The sequence below is a fragment of the Mesorhizobium sp. P2_C4 genome (assembly GCF_056404575.1).
In genome coordinates this window covers 834,592-851,235 of sequence record NZ_JBFUDT010000001.1, presented here as the reverse complement: position 1 = coordinate 851,235, position 16,644 = coordinate 834,592, and the positions used below count along the sequence as shown (strand labels likewise).

Sequence of the window (16,644 nt, the reverse complement as noted above, 5' to 3'; positions counted from 1 at the left end):
CACCGAGGAGAACGACGATGCAAAAGATCACCACCTTCCTGTGGTTTGACGACCAGGCCGAAGAGGCCATGAACCACTACATCTCCATCTTCAAGAATTCGAAGGTGCTGAGCACGACGCGCTGGCCCAAGGGCCACGCTCTCGAAGGCAAGGTGCTGGTGGCCTCGTTCGAGCTCGACGGCGTCCCGTTCCTGGCGCTCAACGGCGGACCGCAATACAAATTCACCGAGGCGATCTCGCTGTCGATCGACTGCAAGAACCAGGAAGAGGTCGACCATTTCTGGGACAGGCTGACCGAAGGCGGCGAACCCGGGCGTTGCAGCTGGCTGAAGGACAAGTTCGGCGTTTCCTGGCAGGTCGTGCCGGAACAGCTGCCGCGCCTGCTTGGGGATGCGGACCAGGCCAAGGCCGGCCGGGCGATGAATGCGATGATGCAAATGGGCAAGATCGACATCGCCAAGATCGAAGAGGCGGCGAAGGGGTGAGAAGCGGTCCGCGCAGCGGCCGAGGCTTTCGCCCTACGAATACCCCACCCCTAACCCCTCCCCACAAGGGGGAGGGAGACTCTCGTAGACGCTGAACTCGGCAAACGGCCGAAGTTCGACGCTGAGCAAGGCGCGCGGCAGCATTCCCTCCCCCTTGTGGAGAGGGTTAGGGTGGGGGTCCTTCTTCGCAAGAATCCATATGCGATGACCCCGCCGTGAGCGGGGAGAAGGGAAGAGCCTGCCTTACGCCGCCTTATCGCGGACCTGATAGTCCTTGATCGCGGCAAACCGGATCGCCTTCCAGCGCTCGGCTTCATAGTTGAGCGAGAAGGCGTGCTGGGCCAGAAACACCGGGTCATTGTCGAGGTCGCGGGCAATGTCGCCGCGATGCGCTTCGATGAAGCGGTGGACCTCGGCCTTGTCGTCGGCCGAAATCCAGCGGCAGACGGAAAAGCGCGACATCTCGAACTCGACCGGCAGCGTATATTCGAAGTTGAGCCGCTCCTTCAGCACGTCGAGCTGCAGCGCGCCAACGACACCGACGATGGCCGGCGAGCCGTCCTCCGGCGAGAACAGCTGCACGACGCCCTCCTCGGCCATCTGGTGCAGCGCTTCCTTCAGCTTCTTGGCCTTCATCGCATCGCCAAGGCGAACGCGGCGAAGGATTTCCGGGGCGAAGTTCGGCACGCCGCGGAACAGGATTTCCTCGCCCTCGGTCAGCGTGTCGCCGATGCGCAACGTGCCGTGGTTGGGGATGCCGACGACATCGCCGGCAAAGGCCTCGTCGGCGGTGACGCGGGTGCGGGCAAAGAAGAATTGCGGCGCCGACAGGCTCATCGGCTTTCCAGTGCGCACCAGCTTGGCCTTCATGCCGCGCTCCAGCTTGCCGGAGCAGACGCGGACGAAAGCGATGCGGTCGCGATGGTTGGGATCCATGTTGGCCTGGATCTTGAAAACGAACGAGGTCATCTTGTCCTCGGTCGCCTCGACCTTGCGGGTGTCGGCCTCCTGCGCGCGCGGCGGCGGCCCATAGTTGCCGAGCGCCTCGATCAGGTCGCGGACGCCAAAATTGCGCAGCGCCGAGCCGAAATATACCGGCGTCAGATGGCCCTCGCGGAAGGCTTCGATGTCAAGCGGTCGGCAAGCCTCCCGCGCCAGCTCCAGCTCCTCGATGAAGGCTTCGCGCTCGTTTTCCGGCAGCAGACCGGCAACGCGGTTGGAGTCCGGGCCGTTGACCGGCGTGCGTTCCTTCTCCGCGTCGCCGCGGCGCACGGCGTTCTGCGCCAGATGATAGGTGCCGGAAAAGGTTTTGCCGCGGCCGATCGGCCAGGTGATGGGGGCGGTGTCCAGCGCCAGCTTCTGCTCGATCTCGTCGAGGATTTCGAACGGGTCGCGGCTTTCGCGGTCCATCTTGTTGATGAAGGTAATGATCGGGATGTCGCGCAGGCGGCAGACCTCGAACAGCTTCAGCGTGCGCGGCTCGATGCCCTTGGCGGCATCGATGACCATGACGGCAGAGTCCACCGCCGACAGGGTGCGGTAGGTGTCGTCGGCGAAATCCTCATGGCCGGGCGTGTCGAGCAGGTTGAAGACATTGTCCTCATACTCGAACGTCATCACCGAGGTGACGACCGAAATGCCGCGCTCGCGCTCGATCTTCATCCAGTCGGACCGGGTCTGGATGCGATCCTTCTTGGCCTTGACCTCACCGGCAAGCTGGATGGCGCCGCCGAACAGCAGCAGCTTTTCGGTGAGCGTCGTCTTGCCGGCGTCGGGATGCGCGATGATCGCGAAGGTACGGCGGCGTGATACCGCCTGTTCGATGTCTTCTGCCAATTTCTGGAATCCTGTCTGTGGCGCGGGCTTCTAGCAGCGCTTTCCCGGCCTGTCGACAGTTTCGGGTGGGCGGAGCCCGACCGCACTTGAGCTTGACCCGCTGCGGTGGCATCAGGGAAGCCCATTCTGAGAGGTCGGCATGAGCAGCACGAAACAAGTCATCGTCATCGGCGCGGGCATCATCGGCGCGTCCATCGCCTGGCATCTTAGCAAGGCCGGAGCGCGAGTGACGGTGGTTTCGGACAGCGGCGCCGGCGGAGTCGCGACGCCAAACTCCTTTGCCTGGATCAACGCCAGCTGGGGCAACCCGGAAACCTATTTCCGGCTGCGCATCCGTGCCATGGCCGAGTGGAAACGGCTGGCAAACGAGCTGCCTGGACTGCCGCTCGCCTGGTGCGGCGGGCTATGCTTTGATCTGCCGGCCGACAGGCTCGAAGCCTATGCGGCGGAACACTCTGCATGGGGCTACGGCATCGAACGCGTTGGCCGCGACCGGGCGGCGCAGATCGAGCCCAACCTGGTCGAGCCTCCAGAATTCGCTGTTTATGTCGCTGAGGAAGGTGTGGCCGAGCCGGTTGCGACGGCCAAGGCGCTGCTGGCTGACGCGGAACGGCGCGGCGCACGGGTGGTCAGCGGAACCATCGACAGGCTTGCTCTCTCCAACGGCAAAGTTACAGGCGTGGTCATTTCGGGCGAGACGATGGCCGCCGACGAGGTGGTGATCGCAGCCGGCGCTGGCGCACCGGCCATCGCGGCGACCATCGGCATTACGCTGCCGGTCGAGACGCCGGCTGGCCTGATTGTCCACTCGCGGCCTTGCAAAAAGCTGCTCAACGGCCTGGTGCACGCCGAGAAGCTGCATATGCGCCAGACAGATGAAGGCCGCATCATCGCCGGCTCGGATTTCGCCGGCGGCGATCCAGGCGAAAACCCTGACGCCACGGCGCGCGACTTGTTTGCGGCAACGAAGGCAGCCTTGCGCGGCGCCGACGGACTGGAACTGGATTTCCATACGATCGGCTATCGCCCCAATCCGGTCGACGGTTTTCCGATCATCGGCCGCGCCGAAAGTGTCGCCGGCGTCTATGTCACGGTCATGCATTCGGGCATCACACTGGCGCCTGCCGTCGGCCTGTTCGCCACCCGCGAAATCCTCGAGGGTGAGCGCGACTCGCTGCTTGAGCCTTACGGCCTTTCGCGTTTCGCTCAATAGCCGGGCGGACGGCGAAAGCCGCCGGTCAGCGGCTCGATTGCCCGGGCAATGCCAAGCAACCGCGATTCCGACCAGCGCTTGCCGACCAGTTGCAGGCCGATCGGCAGGCCGTCGCGATCCTGCCCGCAGGGCAGGGTCAGCGCCGGATGGCCGCTGTAGTTGAACACCGCGCCATAGGCCGACAGCATCCAGTAGCTCTGCTCCTGGCCATCGACCGCGATCGGCGTCCCCGGTTCGCAATGCGCAAAGGCCGTGGTCATGGCGACCGGGCACAGCAAGGCGTCGCAACCGTCGAAAAACCGATCCCAGGCAAGGATCGAGCGGTCGCGTCTGGCGAGCGCTTCGAACCATCGCGAGATCGGCGTCGGCTGCTCGGGCGACTGCGGCTGTGCTGCCTCCAGCATCATGCCGATCAGCGCGCCGCCCTCGGCCAGATCGTCTTGCAGGTCGAGTTTTGGGAGTTCTGCTTCCTCGACGGTCGCGCCTGCCGACACAAGTTGCTTGGCCACTTTTTTTACAGCGGCACTGATCTCGCCGGCCACCGGAAAGCCGGGAAAGGACGGCGCGAAGGCGATGCGTAGCTTGTTGAGGTCGACCGCTGGGATGTCCTCGACCGGCACAGCCGCGAGATCGGTGTCGCTTCCATCCGGCCCGGCGATGATTTTATAGATCAACGCCAGATCGTCGATGGTGCGCGCCAGCGGACCCAAGCAGGACATCAGCCGCACGCTGCGCGCAGCACCTCCCGGATCGGGAAAGGCGCCGGCCAGCGAGATACGGTGCTCGGTGGGCTTGAGGCCGTAGACACCGCAGAAGGCAGTCGGCAAGCGGATCGAAGCCTGCATGTCGGTTCCGATCTCGAACGGCGTCATGCCCGAGGAAAGTGCTGCCGCCGCGCCGCCGCTGGAGCCGCCGGCCGTGCGCGTGAGATTCCACGGGTTGTTGGTGCGGCCGAACAGCGGATTGTTCGACTGCCAGTCGGAGAGCATCGTCGGCACATTGGTCTTGGCCATCAGCACCCCGCCGGCCGCCTTCAACCTGGCAACCACCGGACTGTCCTGCCTGGCGGCATAGCCTGCAAAGGGTGGAAAACCGACTGTGGTCTTCATGCCCGCGGTCTCGTGTGAGTCCTTCAGCGTGAACGGTACGCCGTGCAATGGACCGAGAACGTCGCCACGCGCCATGGCCGCGTCGGCTTTTTTCGCGCGCTCGTAGGCACCTTCCCGGTCGAGCATGATGACGGCATCGACCGCTTCGTTGTGCCTGTCGATCTGGGCCAGGTGAGCATCGAGCGCTTCGAGGGCGGAGATTTTTCGCTTGGCGATCGCGGCAGCCAATTCAATGGTCGAGGAAAAGGCGATGTCCATGATGACTGCTCCGGCTTGCATCGGCGCCTGTCACTGAGATGGCGGACAGCGGCGCGGCTTCAAGCCAAGTTCAGCATTCGAGGATAAGCAGCGCTTGATCGGAATTGCGTTGCGGAGGTCGTTAAGGTCGGCGCTGTCCCGCGACATTGCAGTGATTTGCGATCCGGCGCAGGATTACCCGACCAACGCCAGCTTGGCTGCGGCGGGCACAAAGGGGCGGATGGTCATCCCTGATATCGTCATGGTGACGAAGCTCGATGGCGGGATTGCCTGCCAGTCGCCGCCGTCGCGGTCGAAGGGTTCCGAGACGATGCAGCGACCGGTGCCTTTGCCGAAGGTGGAGGTGTAGAGCGTCGGTGCGTGGTTATCGCTGGCATAGCGGACGGCATAGAGCGACATGCCATCCGAGAAGGCGGCGGTGAGTTTCAAAGCCGGCTCAATTCCGGCGCGGCGCGAGGCGTCGACGACGCGGCTGGTGGCGCGCGACACCGCGCCCTGCGGATCGTCCGACAGGCCCTCGTCGATCATCAGGAGAAAAAACAGCTCGGAATCGGTGGTGCCCTCGCGCTGGTCGAAGACGGCGTCGGAGAGCGAATTTTCCAGCGTGCGGCGGATTTTTTCGAAGCCGCCGATCTGGCCGTTGTGCATGAACGACCAGCGGCCGGAGATGAAAGGGTGGCAGTTCATACGGCTGGTGGCGCCGCCCGTCGAGGCGCGGACATGGGCGAGAAACAGGCCTGATTTGATCTGCCGGCACAGGCTCTTCAGATTAGGGTCCGACCAGGCCGGCAGGATGTCCCTGTACAGGCCCGGCTCCGGTCGGTCACCATACCAGGCAAGACCGAAGCCGTCGCCATTGGTCGGCGACTTCGCTTCCTGGGCGCAGTGGCTCTGGGCGATCAGCGAATGGCAGGGCGCGGTGACAATGTCTTCAAGGAAGACATCTTCACCAAGATAGGCCGCCCACCGGCACATCGCTTTATCGTCCTCTAGGCACGATCCGGAAGAGCTGTCGGCTCCTCGATCGCGCGTGTGCCTCTGTTGTGCGTCCGCTCGTAGAGTTCGCGAACGATTCGGCTTGCCGTAGAATCGAACAAAAACGGCAAGAAAGCGTGAATGAGCGCGGCACCAGCCGCCAGGAACAGTCGCGACGAGAACCACGCGGCAAAAGCCATATGGCCGAAATAGGTTTCGCCCACCTTGGCCGGGTGCGAGGTGAAGAGCTTCGAAAGCTGCGTCATGGTGATCCCTCCTGCCGGGATAAGCCCCGATGCTGGGTATCCTGCCACGGGGCAAAGGTTCATTTGTCTCAATTCGTCCTTGCCATAGGCAGCAACTTGGGACATTCATCCCAAGATGACGCCAGAAATCGATGAAATAGACCGGAGATTGCTGGCCGAGCTGCAACGCGACGGCACGCTGTCGGTCGACCAGCTGTCGGAAAAGGTGGCGCTGTCACGCAATGCCTGCTGGCGGCGGGTGAAGCGGCTGGAGGAAGACGGCGTCATCACCGGCCGGGTGGCGCTGGTTGATGCCGACAAGCTCGGGCTCGGTCTCTCGGTGTTCATCCTGATCCGCACCTCCAGCCATGACCCGGACTGGCTGCAAAAGTTCCGGGCTGCGGTGACCGGCTTTCCCGAGATCACCGGCGTCTACCGCATGTCCGGCGATCTCGACTATGTGCTGCGGGCTCGCGTCGCCGACGTGAAGGCCTATGACCGGCTCTACCAGCGGCTGATCGCCAGGGTGGCATTGTCGGACGTCTCGGCGTCCTTCGTCATGGAAGAGATCAAGGAGACGACGGTTGTTCCCGTCGAACTGCGCTAAGGGGAACTGCGCTAAAAGAAAGCCGTTGATAGCATTGTAGCCGAGTTGACCGAATCGCCGTTCGCGCCGATAGGATCGATTTTATGCGCGCAGCCCTCCAAAACTCCTCCGTCATCGGTCCCGCCGTCGGCTTCGTCAGGTTGCCGCATGGAGAGGGTTTACCGCTTCCAGCCTATGAGAGCACCGGCGCCGCCGGCATGGATCTGCGGGCCGCCGTGCCGGACGACCGGCCGCTGCTGATCCTGCCGGGAAAACGCGCGTTGGTGCCGACCGGGCTGATCCTGGAAATCCCCGAAGGCATGGAAGGCCAGGTGCGGCCGCGTTCGGGCCTCGCCTTCAAGCACGGGCTGACTGTTCTCAACACGCCCGGCACCATCGACAGCGACTATCGCGGTGAGGTGAAGGTGCTGCTGATCAATCTCGGCGACGAGGATTTTGCGGTGACGCGCGGCATGCGGATTGCCCAGATCGTCTTTGCGTCGGTGGTGCAAGCGGCTGTCGAGGAGCGCACGTTGGCCGGCGGCACGGCGCGCGGCTCCGGCGGCTTCGGATCGACCGGCACGGCCTGATGTCCCTACCCAAACTGGTTATCTTCGATTGCGACGGGATCCTGGTCGATACCGAGAATCTCGCCAATCGATGCCTCGCCGAATGGCTGACCGCCGCCGGCTATCCCACAAGCTTCGAATATTGCCGCAAGAATTTTTCCGGCCACAGCATGGTGTCGGTGCAGAAAGTGGTCGAGGCGACCGGCGTTAGCCTCGGCGCCGATTTCGTCGACCGCTGGAATGCAGGCCTGCCGGATCTGTTCGCGCATGGCGTGGAAGCTGTCCCCTATGTCAGGGAGTTTGTCGAAGCCGTGCGGGCTGCCGGCATCGCCTATTGCGTCGCCACGTCGGCGCGGGTGTCGAAGATGCACATCACGCTTGGCCAGACCGGGCTGCTGCCGCTGTTCGAACATGCGCTGTTCAGCTCGACCATGGTCGGCCGCGGCAAGCCGTTCCCCGACCTGTTCCTGCATGCTGCGAAAACGATGGGTTTTGCGCCCGCCGATTGCATCGTCATCGAAGACAGCGTCGCCGGCACGCAAGCCGGCATCGCCGCCGGCATGCGGGTGTTTTCCTATCATGGCGATCCGCTCTCCGACCGCGACGGGCTGGCTGAGGCCGGCGGCATCCTGTTCGACGACATGCGCGAACTGGCCGGACTGGTGCCGATCCACTGATCTGATCGTCAGCCCCCGGCTGTACGCCTCGATTGTCCGTGCTAGCGTGCCGCCCGCCAACCTGAGGCCACGCATGAAACCCGCCCTGCTTCGCTTCCTCCTCGCCCTTGTGCTGCTGCCGTGCCTGTGGAACGCCGCCGGCGCGCAAGCCGATGACTATCCGGAGCTCGGCAGCGCCATCCCCGGTCACGGCAAAACCACCTATCTCGACCTCGCCCGGATGATCATTCCAGACCTGACCGTGGACAGCAACGGCTTCTACCGAGGTGGATTGCCGATCGAGATGCGCCATATCGAGGGCCCGGATTCCGGCGGCTCGCCGCCCGAGACGGCGGGTTTTTCCGGTGCCGGCGCGCTCGCCATCAAGGCCGGCGGCAAGGACCGGCTGGCCATGCTGTTCGACCTCGGCGACTCTTCCGACAGCGCCGAAGGCTATGCGGTGCTGGCGCTGTACGACATCACCGGCAAGCCCATCCTGCTCGACGCCGTCAATGTCGCCGTCGACCGCAGCACGTCCTTTCGCGAACCTGGCAAGCTGTCCGTCGACGCCGGCGATGACGTGCTCATCACCACCAGCACGCATTTCAATTCGAGCCAGGGCTACGTCATCACCCCGCTGATCATGATCCGCAACGACAAGTTCGAACTGATCGACATGATCTATACGTTCGATGAGAACCTGTGCGCCTACCGCCGCCAGCAGGAACCGACTTTCCAGACGATCGCCGATGGCCAGCCCCGCAATGCCATCCAGGTAACGGTGACCGACGCCACTTTGCCGAGCGAAGAAAGCTGTGACGAGGCGCCGCCCGCAGCCGTCTCGACCGCCATTTCCGTCACCTATCACTGGGACAAGGCGGCATCGCGCTACGTCAAGGATTCCGACGCGCTAGACAAATTGGCAGGAGAGAACGCCAAACGCTTCTGAGCCAACCGCATTCGTTTGCTCGGGGCAATTCGGCACGCTAGAATCGGCTTCACAATTCCAAAGATGAAGGGAAGCGTTCATGGACAAGGGCAAGATCTTTCGCGACCTGCACGCCTCGACCTTCGTGATGCCCAATCCGTGGGATGTCGGCACGACCAAGCTGTTGGCCTCGTTCGGCTTCCAGGCGCTGGCGACGACCAGCGCCGGCTTTGCCTTTTCGCGCGGTCTGCCCGACGGCGCGGTGACATTCGACCAGATGATCCACCATTGCCGGGACGTGACGGCGGCGACCAGCCTGCCGGTTTCGGCCGACCTCGAGAAAGGCAAGGGCGACAGCCCGACCAGTGCCGCCGAGACCATTTTCGCCGCTGAAGCGGCAGGCCTTGCCGGCTGCTCGATCGAGGACCACACCGGCGATCCCGACAAGCCAATCTATGATTTCTCCCACGCGGTCGAGCGTGTCGCCGCGGCGGTCGAGGCGGCGCGGGCCTTGAAGCGCGATTTCGTCTTCACCGCGCGGGCCGAGAATTTCCTGTGGGGCAAGCCCGACATCGACGACACGATCAAGCGGCTGCAGGCTTTTGAGAAGGCCGGCGCCGACGTGCTTTATGCACCGGGGCTCGGCGACGTCGAGACGGTGCGGACCATCTGTTCGGCGGTGAGCAAGCCGGTCAATGTCATGGCAAAGCCCGGCTTCACCACTGCCGATCTTGCCATGGCAGGTGTCAAGCGCATCTCGCTCGGGCCATGGCTTGCCAATTTCGCTTTCGGCATGCTGGAGACGGCGGCGCGCGAAATCCAGCAGGACGGCACTTTCGGCTTCACCCGCGCCGCTATGCCGTTCGGCAAATTGCAGGCGCTGTTTTCGAAATCCTCGGGTTAAAGCAGGCTCCAACGCATGACGGCCCGCATCGGCGACCGTGCCTATTATTGCGGACGGACGGAATTCATCGTCGAGCCCGTCGATGAAGTAGGGCGCGACTTGCTGTTGCGTTGAAGAAACGTTTAGCGCCGCGACGAGTGGGCTATTTCCCGCGCCGAGACGGCCTTGTGCAGATGCACCATCATGGCGGCGGCAAACAATGGCGTCAAAAGGTTGAGCAGCGGCATGGCGAGGAAGGCAGCGATGACCAGACCGGCGAGGAACACCGTGCCGGCGTATTTCTTGCGCAAGGCGCGAGCGTCGACCTCCGAACGAAAGCGCATGGCGGCGAATTCGAAGAACTCGCGCCCGAGCAGATAGCCGTTGACGATGAAGAAGGCGGCGATGTTGATGCCCGGCACCAGCAGAAGCAGCAAAGCAACGATGTTGCCTGCTATAACGACGCCGAAGAACCGTATCGACAGCACCAGCGAGCGCAGCGCCGGCATGGCGCGGCCGGGCGGATCGCTGGGATAGTCGGTGCGCTCGACCACTTCGGCGACATCGTCAAGGAACAGGCCGGCGACGATCGCCGTCACCGGCGCGATCAGCAGCGCCATCCCGAAGGCAAGAGCGATGGCTGCAATGATACCGCCCAGCCATCCGGCCCAGGTCGGCAGGCCGGGTATCAGCGTCTCGAGCCATGGCAAGGCCAGCCATTCCACGAGGCTGGTCAGGCTGAACCAGAGTGCTGCCAGCGCCAGCAGGGTCAGCCCCAGCGTCTTCAGGAACACCGAGCGCAGTTCAGGCGAGAACAGCCGGCTGGCGGCGGCGCGGGCGGCATCGAAAATCACGGCGTTTCCAACCCCTTGTCGAACGCAATGTCTCCGAGATAGGCAGAGACACGACAAGTCACAAGCGCGACCTACCGCGCCAGCACCGGCTTGCTGGCGGGAATGGTCATTGCTGCCACACCGGCGACAACGAAGGCCATTCCCCACCATGCCGTCGGGCCAAGGCTTTCGCCGAGGAAAAGAGCGCCGATGCCGACGCCGATCGGCACCCTGAGATAGGCCTGCGACGTCGTGCCGACGGAACCCAGTGTGTGGATGAGGCGGAAATAGATGCAGAAGGCCAGTGCGGTCGAAAAGACCGAGAGGCCTAGCAAGGCGAGTATAGAAGCCGTCGACGGCGCCAGCGTCCATGGCCGGTCGAAGACGAGGCTCAAGGGGACGAGCATGACAGCGCCGCAAAGCATGGAGCCGGCGGCCGGCAGCATCGGGTCGAGCCCTTTGAAGCTGCGGCCGAAAATGGCAGCACCGGCATAGCAGATGGTCGCCGCGACGATGGCAAGCTGCGCCCACAATTGATGGCCAAGGCCGCCAAGCGCCTGAGCGCCGATGATCAGGCATATGCCGGCTATGCCGGCGCCAACGCCGAACAGCTTGCGCATGGTCACCGGCTCGTGGCGGGTGATGAGGGCGGTCAGCAGAAAGGTGAAGATCGGCGAAGTGGCATTCAGGATCGTCGCCAGACTGGCGTCCACCGAGCGCTCGGCCGCGGCGATCAGCGTGAACGGCACGACGCTGTTGAGGCAAGCCTGGAACGCAAAGCGGCGCCAGCTGGCCGCATCGCCCGGCAGGGCCAGGCCGCGCCAGCGGATGATGGCGAGAAGAATGCCACCCGCGATCAGCGTCCTGGCTGCGATCAGCGTTACCGGCGGGATCGTCTCGACACCGATCTTGATGAAGCTGTAGGACGCGCCCCACAGCACCGCCAGCACGAGGAGCAGCGTCAGCTCTGTCTTCATATCGGTTTTTGCGGACATGGCTGGTTCGCGCCTTCGGAAGTGATCGACCATGCTTTTAGGCAACGCCGGGGTGAAATGCTTCTGCCACGGTCGAATTGTCGCTGCGCCTCGAAGCGTGGCCGATCCCTGTATTTGTCGGCTAGGCAAAGCCGCGCCAAATCGCTAGACCCGCGCCGGGTCGGCGTGGCAGAAAGCCGGCAGGGTTATTGGCGGAGACATTGATGCCGGATTATGACGTGCTTTGCATCGGCAATGCCATTGTCGACATCATCGCCCAGTGCGACGAGGCGTTTCTCGAGACGAACGGCATCATCAAGGGCGCGATGAACCTGATCGACACCAGGCGCGCCGAATTGCTCTACAGCCGCATGGGCCCGGCGATCGAAGCCTCCGGCGGCAGCGCCGGCAACACGGCGGCCGGCGTCGCCAGCTTTGGCGGGCGCGCCGCCTTCTTCGGCAAGGTGTCGAACGACCCGCTCGGCGAGATCTATGCCCACGACATCCATGCGCAGGGCGTTGCCTTCGACACCAAGCCGCTCCAGGGCCAGCCGCCGACGGCACGTTCGATGATCTTCGTCACCCCCGACGGCGAGCGTTCGATGAACACCTATCTTGGCGCCTGCGTCGAACTCGGCCCCGAAGACGTCGAGGCCGACAAGGCATCTAGCGCCAAAGTCACCTATTTCGAGGGTTACCTGTGGGATCCGCCGCGCGCCAAGGAAGCGATCCGGCAGACGGCAAAGCTGGCGCATGCCGCCGGACGTGAAGTGTCCATGACGCTGTCGGATTCGTTCTGCGTCGACCGCTACCGGGACGAGTTCCTCCAGCTGATGCGCTCCGGCACCGTCGACATCGTCTTTGCCAACAGCCACGAGATCAAGTCGCTCTACCAGACCAAGTCCTTCGACGAGGCGCTGGCCCAGATCCGCAAGGACTGCAGGATTGCCGCCGTGACCCGGTCCGAAAAAGGTTCGGTGATCGTCCGCGGCGACGAGACCGTCACCATCCAGGCGACGACGATCCGCGAACTGGTCGACACCACTGGCGCCGGCGACCTCTATGCCGCCGGCTTCCTCTATGGCTATACGGCCGGGCGCAGCCTGAAGGATTGCGGCGATCTCGGTTCGCTGGCTGCCGGGCTGGTGATCCAGCAGCTCGGGCCGCGACCGCGGCAGAATCTGCGCAGCGCGGCCCAACTGGCGGGGCTGCTGTAGGCAGCGGGACGCTTCCGGCCCTGCCTTGCCGGGGCCCGTTGCCTCCGGCAAGCGTTCGCGTGCTTTCATCGTGCCACTGGCACGATGAATTTCGCCTTCGGCGAAACCGATCGCTCACCTGTCGTGCGCCTGTCACACATCGCACCTACATGCAAACTGAGACGTCCTGCGACTGACATTTCGGGACGTCGAGAGTCTAGTTGGGGTGTTCGGTGCAAGACAGCAACCTGCCGGGTCGCTGTGTTTGTCGTTGTCGCCATTTGCGCTTCCTGCAGTAGCCATTTCAATCGGCTGCAGCTGGGAGGAGAGCGCGTGGCCCGCAAGGCAGATACATGACCAGATTTCAAAACCCGACGGATGGGATCTCGCAGGATGCCTTGGCAGGCCTGGTGGCGGAAGCGGTGCAACAAGCGCTGATCCGGCATGGCGTCGTCCTTGACACACAGACCCTGGTTTCAACCAGCGCCCTTGCCGGCAGCGTCGCCGCCAGCCTGCCTTTCCTGCCGCAAGCACAGCGGATCGCGATCGGCTCCTACAAGGGCGAATGGGGCGCTCTGGCTTCGGAGTTCGTCCATACAATGGCGGCGGCACCTCGCGACCCGGCGGTGGGTGAAAGCGCAGCCTCGGCATCGGCAATCGACAGCCGGAAACCCGCTTCGCCGCGCGAGCGGACCGACGACCTTCAATCGGTGCTGATCGAGGATTGGGCGGGCGAAGTCGCCGGATCGACCTATCTGGAAGAGAATTTTCGCATTCCGCGCTCGACATTGCATCGCTGGCAGAAGCGCAACGAGGTTATTGCCTTGCGCAAGGGCGGCCGCAAACACGTTTTCCCGCTCGCCCAGTTCGTCGACGGCAGGCCGGCTCCCGGCATAAGCGAGGTGCTTTCGCTGATCACCACTCCAAGGGTTGCGTGGTCATGGCTGAACCGTCCTTCACGCGAGCTCGATGGCCGCGTCCCCATTGAAATGCTCAAGCAGGACATGGTGCAGGATGTTGTGAAGGCGGCGCGGAGATTCTCTCCGGCTTGATTTCTGGCATGAAATCAATGCATTAGGCTAACACTCCAGAAATGTATTAGCCAACTAACGTTTCATAATTTTGTAATATTGGTCAAACCTATCTGGCAGCAGGTTTGGCACATAAATTTGTGCAAGATGTGCCATATGTCCCAATTTATTTCTATTTTCGTGGCATTTACGCAACAATACTTTTGGAAGAATCCAAAAACCACTTTTCCGCCACGATCTATGTTGTACGCCACCGCCGCTTAGGTCATGTCAAAGTCGAAGAAGCGGCGCGGTGCGCGTCTTTTTCGATGGTGGGGATGGGGTAGAAACACTGCGAATGAGCAGGATGCCCGACCTGTTTTGAACCTTTGACTGACTGGAGATTCAGAAAATGAACATCAAGAGCCTTCTTCTCGGCTCCGCTGCGGCCCTGATCGCAGTTTCGGGCGCACGCGCCGCCGACGCGGTCGTCGTCGCCGAGCCGGAACCGGCCGAATACGTCAAGATCTGCGACGTCTACGGCGCCGGCTATTTCTACATTCCAGGCACTGACACCTGCCTGCGCATCGGCGGCTATGTCCGCTACGACATCGGCGCCGGCGACGTCGGCTCGTTCGACGGCGTCAATCGCGTTCCGGACCACATGGGTGACGGCACCCACGACACCTGGAAGAAGAATGCGCGCTTCACGCTGAAGACGTGGACCGGCCAGGAAACCGAGCTCGGCACCTTGAAGACCTACACCGAGACCCGGTTCAACTTCGGCAACAAGAACGTGTATGGCTCGGACCCGGATGGCGCCGGCCCGTTGGGGAGCAGCTCCGATTGGCAGGCTAGCAGCAGGACACCCTCGCTGAACTTCGCCTGGATTCAGCTCGGTGGTCTCCGCGTCGGTAAGGACGAATCGGCCTTCGATACGTTCATCGGCTACGCTGGCAGCGTCATTCAGGATACGCTGGTTCCCTACGGCGCGTTCGACACCAACGTCATCCAGTACTACTTCGACGCCGGCAATGGCTTCTCGGCCGTGGTCTCGCTCGAAGAAGGCGCTGGTGTCGACACGATCGACAGCTACGTTCCGCATGTCGTCGGCGGCGTGAAGTACACGCAGGGCTGGGGTGCGATCACTGGCGTGATCTCCTATGACAGCAACTATGAAGAGGTTGCCGGCAAAGTTCGCCTGGACGTGAAAGCCAGCGATGCACTGTCGCTGTTCCTCATGGCCGGTTACGGCAGCGACGACAACCTCGTCACCTTCAACGGCGGCCGCGGCTTCTACAAGCAGTGGGGCGGCAAATGGGCCGTCTGGGGCGGCGGCACCTACAAGTTCAACGAGAAGACCTCGTTCAACGTCCAGGTGTCGGCGGACGACGACAAAAACGTCGGTGTCGCGGCCAACGTTGCCTATGAAATTGTCAAGGGCTTCAAGGTTACGGGCGAAGTGGACTACCTCCATGCCGGCAGCTTCCCGGCGTCCAACTGGACCAAAGCCGACAGCAAGAACAGCGTCGGCGGCATCCTCCGCTTCCAGCGTTCGTTCTGATCGACCTTACGATCTCCAAGGAAAGGCCCGCAGCGCATCGCTGCGGGCTTTTTCATTTGAGGCGGAGGATGGCCTCACCGCGGGGTTCGCGCAGGATCAGGCTATCCGGCGCTCCGCTCAGGCAGTGCGGCGAAGGTCGTCGGACGTCGGCGCGAGTTCCAACGCCTCGGCGGTGACCAGCCGGTTGCGGCCGCTCTTTTTGCCGATATACATCAGCCGGTCGGCGAGCGTTATCAGCGCCTCCGGATCGGGCGCTTCCGACGGATAGATGGCGACGCCGACGGTGCAGCCGACATGGATGGCGCCAGTCGACGTCGGCACCTTGATGCGCAGCTTCTCCAGTATGCGTTCGGCGACACGCATGGCCTTTTCCCGAGCCTGGTCGGCCGCGCCCGAAAACAGGAAGGCGAACTCGTCGCCGCCAAGCCGCGCCACGAAATCGGCGCTGCGCAGGATCGTGCGAAGCTGGCCCGACACCTCCTGCAGCAGCGCGTCGCCGGCCTCGTGGCCGAGCGTGTCATTGACCTTCTTGAACCTGTCGAGATCGATGAACAGCAGGCCAGCCGCCTGGCCGGTGTTGTCGCAGCGCTCGATGACCGATTTGAGCTCGTTGTGGAAGGCGCGGCGGTTGGGCAGGTCGGTCAATGCATCGTGGTTGGCCGAGTGGTCGCTATGCTGCTTGGCCAGCTCGATCTCGCGCTTTTGCACGGAGAGCTCTTCATTGGCGGCCTTGAGTTCGAGCAGAAGTTCGGCATTGAGGTCCTCGACAACCTTGCGGTCGCTGATGTCGACGACGAAACCCTCGAGGAATTCGAGCTCGCCGGCATCATCCCAGACCCCGCCGCCGATCTCGCGGACCCACAGCGGTTCGCCGACCTCCGGCACGATGCGGTAGTCGACGTTCCAGTTGCAGCGCGCCGCAAGTGCTGCGTCGACGGCGGCATAGACGGCGGCGAGATCGTCCGGATGGATGGCCGAGACATAGTCGCGCACCGCGTTGTGAATGAAGTCGCTCGGCCGATAGCCGCTGACGGTGAAAATGCCGTCGCTGATATAGAGCATGGTGTAGGACGAGTCGTTGCGGCAACGGTAGAGATAGCCGTCCATGCGGCCGGTGATGCTGAGCAGCGCATCCAGGCGCTCGTCGTGATAGACCCCCTGGCCGACCACAGATACCGTGTCATGCTTCATGGCCGCACCCCCGTTTTGGCGGTCTGAGCGCGCCGCAAATGCCTTGGGGGCATAAGGGCAAGAACCTCCCTTATAGCAGCCGAATATTATCAATCTCTTATGGAATCGGTCGATTTAGAGCCAATTCGGCTGG

Annotated in this window: 17 protein-coding genes; 10 read left to right on the top strand and 7 right to left on the bottom strand. The window is 63.0% G+C overall.

What is annotated here, in order from left to right:
• Nucleotides 1-17: 17 nt before the first annotated feature.
• On the top strand, nucleotides 18-485 hold the full coding sequence (locus AC1DX6_RS04110; protein WP_477311450.1) for a VOC family protein: 468 nt from the start codon (nucleotides 18-20) through the stop codon (nucleotides 483-485).
• A gap of 243 nt (nucleotides 486-728) precedes the next feature.
• Here the strand turns inward: AC1DX6_RS04110 and AC1DX6_RS04105 are convergent, their stop codons facing one another.
• Entirely contained in the window at nucleotides 729-2,321 is a 1,593-nt protein-coding gene (locus AC1DX6_RS04105) for a peptide chain release factor 3 (protein WP_477311449.1), read from the bottom strand.
• A gap of 139 nt (nucleotides 2,322-2,460) precedes the next feature.
• On the opposite strand from AC1DX6_RS04105, the gene AC1DX6_RS04100 reads away from it, so the two are divergent.
• Nucleotides 2,461-3,534: an NAD(P)/FAD-dependent oxidoreductase gene (locus AC1DX6_RS04100; protein WP_477311448.1), complete on the top strand. Its 1,074-nt coding sequence runs from the start codon at nucleotides 2,461-2,463 to the stop codon at nucleotides 3,532-3,534.
• Here the strand turns inward: AC1DX6_RS04100 and AC1DX6_RS04095 are convergent.
• The 3 genes from AC1DX6_RS04095 to AC1DX6_RS04085 form a co-directional block, all read right to left on the bottom strand.
• The gene (locus AC1DX6_RS04095) at nucleotides 3,528-4,901 is read right to left on the bottom strand and encodes an amidase (RefSeq protein WP_477311447.1); all 1,374 of its coding nucleotides are present in this window, start codon (nucleotides 4,899-4,901) and stop codon (nucleotides 3,528-3,530) included. The genes AC1DX6_RS04100 and AC1DX6_RS04095 overlap by 7 nt on opposite strands.
• Nucleotides 4,902-5,075: 174 nt before the next feature.
• A complete protein-coding gene (locus AC1DX6_RS04090) occupies nucleotides 5,076-5,876 on the bottom strand; it encodes a class II glutamine amidotransferase (protein ID WP_477311446.1) in 801 nt (266 codons plus the stop codon).
• A 14-nt stretch (nucleotides 5,877-5,890) separates the two neighbouring features.
• Nucleotides 5,891-6,142 (bottom strand): DUF6356 family protein, encoded by a 252-nt coding sequence (locus AC1DX6_RS04085; RefSeq protein ID WP_477311445.1) that lies wholly within the window; start codon nucleotides 6,140-6,142, stop codon nucleotides 5,891-5,893.
• 115 nt (nucleotides 6,143-6,257) lie between these two features.
• On the opposite strand from AC1DX6_RS04085, the gene AC1DX6_RS04080 reads away from it, so the two are divergent.
• The 5 genes from AC1DX6_RS04080 (at nucleotide 6,258) to AC1DX6_RS04060 (ending at nucleotide 9,764) form a co-directional block, all read left to right on the top strand.
• Nucleotides 6,258-6,728: an Lrp/AsnC family transcriptional regulator gene (locus AC1DX6_RS04080; protein ID WP_477311444.1), complete on the top strand. Its 471-nt coding sequence runs from the start codon at nucleotides 6,258-6,260 to the stop codon at nucleotides 6,726-6,728.
• A gap of 83 nt (nucleotides 6,729-6,811) precedes the next feature.
• On the top strand, nucleotides 6,812-7,297 hold the full coding sequence (gene dut / locus AC1DX6_RS04075) for a dUTP diphosphatase (RefSeq protein ID WP_477311443.1): 486 nt from the start codon (nucleotides 6,812-6,814) through the stop codon (nucleotides 7,295-7,297).
• Nucleotides 7,297-7,953, top strand: coding sequence for an HAD family hydrolase (locus tag AC1DX6_RS04070; protein ID WP_477311441.1), 657 nt, complete (start codon nucleotides 7,297-7,299; stop codon nucleotides 7,951-7,953). Before dut ends, AC1DX6_RS04070 begins: the two co-directional genes overlap by 1 nt.
• Nucleotides 7,954-8,026: 73 nt before the next feature.
• Entirely contained in the window at nucleotides 8,027-8,881 is an 855-nt protein-coding gene (locus tag AC1DX6_RS04065) for a hypothetical protein (protein ID WP_477311439.1), read from the top strand.
• A 79-nt stretch (nucleotides 8,882-8,960) separates the two neighbouring features.
• Nucleotides 8,961-9,764, top strand: coding sequence for an isocitrate lyase/PEP mutase family protein (locus AC1DX6_RS04060; RefSeq protein ID WP_477311437.1), 804 nt, complete (start codon nucleotides 8,961-8,963; stop codon nucleotides 9,762-9,764).
• A gap of 122 nt (nucleotides 9,765-9,886) precedes the next feature.
• Here the strand turns inward: AC1DX6_RS04060 and AC1DX6_RS04055 are convergent, their stop codons facing one another.
• Together AC1DX6_RS04055 and AC1DX6_RS04050 are read right to left on the bottom strand one after the other, a co-directional pair.
• On the bottom strand, nucleotides 9,887-10,597 hold the full coding sequence (locus AC1DX6_RS04055; protein WP_477311435.1) for a sulfate transporter family protein: 711 nt from the start codon (nucleotides 10,595-10,597) through the stop codon (nucleotides 9,887-9,889).
• 71 nt (nucleotides 10,598-10,668) lie between these two features.
• Nucleotides 10,669-11,571 (bottom strand): DMT family transporter, encoded by a 903-nt coding sequence (locus AC1DX6_RS04050; RefSeq protein ID WP_477311434.1) that lies wholly within the window; start codon nucleotides 11,569-11,571, stop codon nucleotides 10,669-10,671.
• 203 nt (nucleotides 11,572-11,774) lie between these two features.
• On the opposite strand from AC1DX6_RS04050, the gene AC1DX6_RS04045 reads away from it, so the two are divergent.
• The 3 genes from AC1DX6_RS04045 (at nucleotide 11,775) to AC1DX6_RS04035 (ending at nucleotide 15,320) form a co-directional block, all read left to right on the top strand.
• On the top strand, nucleotides 11,775-12,767 hold the full coding sequence (locus AC1DX6_RS04045; RefSeq protein WP_477311432.1) for an adenosine kinase: 993 nt from the start codon (nucleotides 11,775-11,777) through the stop codon (nucleotides 12,765-12,767).
• A 332-nt stretch (nucleotides 12,768-13,099) separates the two neighbouring features.
• Complete coding sequence (locus tag AC1DX6_RS04040; protein WP_477311430.1) at nucleotides 13,100-13,798, top strand: antitoxin Xre/MbcA/ParS-like domain-containing protein; 699 nt, start codon at nucleotides 13,100-13,102, stop codon at nucleotides 13,796-13,798.
• A gap of 370 nt (nucleotides 13,799-14,168) precedes the next feature.
• Nucleotides 14,169-15,320 (top strand): porin, encoded by a 1,152-nt coding sequence (locus tag AC1DX6_RS04035; RefSeq protein ID WP_477311428.1) that lies wholly within the window; start codon nucleotides 14,169-14,171, stop codon nucleotides 15,318-15,320.
• 117 nt (nucleotides 15,321-15,437) lie between these two features.
• Here the strand turns inward: AC1DX6_RS04035 and AC1DX6_RS04030 are convergent, their stop codons facing one another.
• Nucleotides 15,438-16,511: a PAS domain-containing protein gene (locus AC1DX6_RS04030; RefSeq protein ID WP_477311426.1), complete on the bottom strand. Its 1,074-nt coding sequence runs from the start codon at nucleotides 16,509-16,511 to the stop codon at nucleotides 15,438-15,440.
• Between the last annotated feature and the right edge of the window lie 133 nt (nucleotides 16,512-16,644).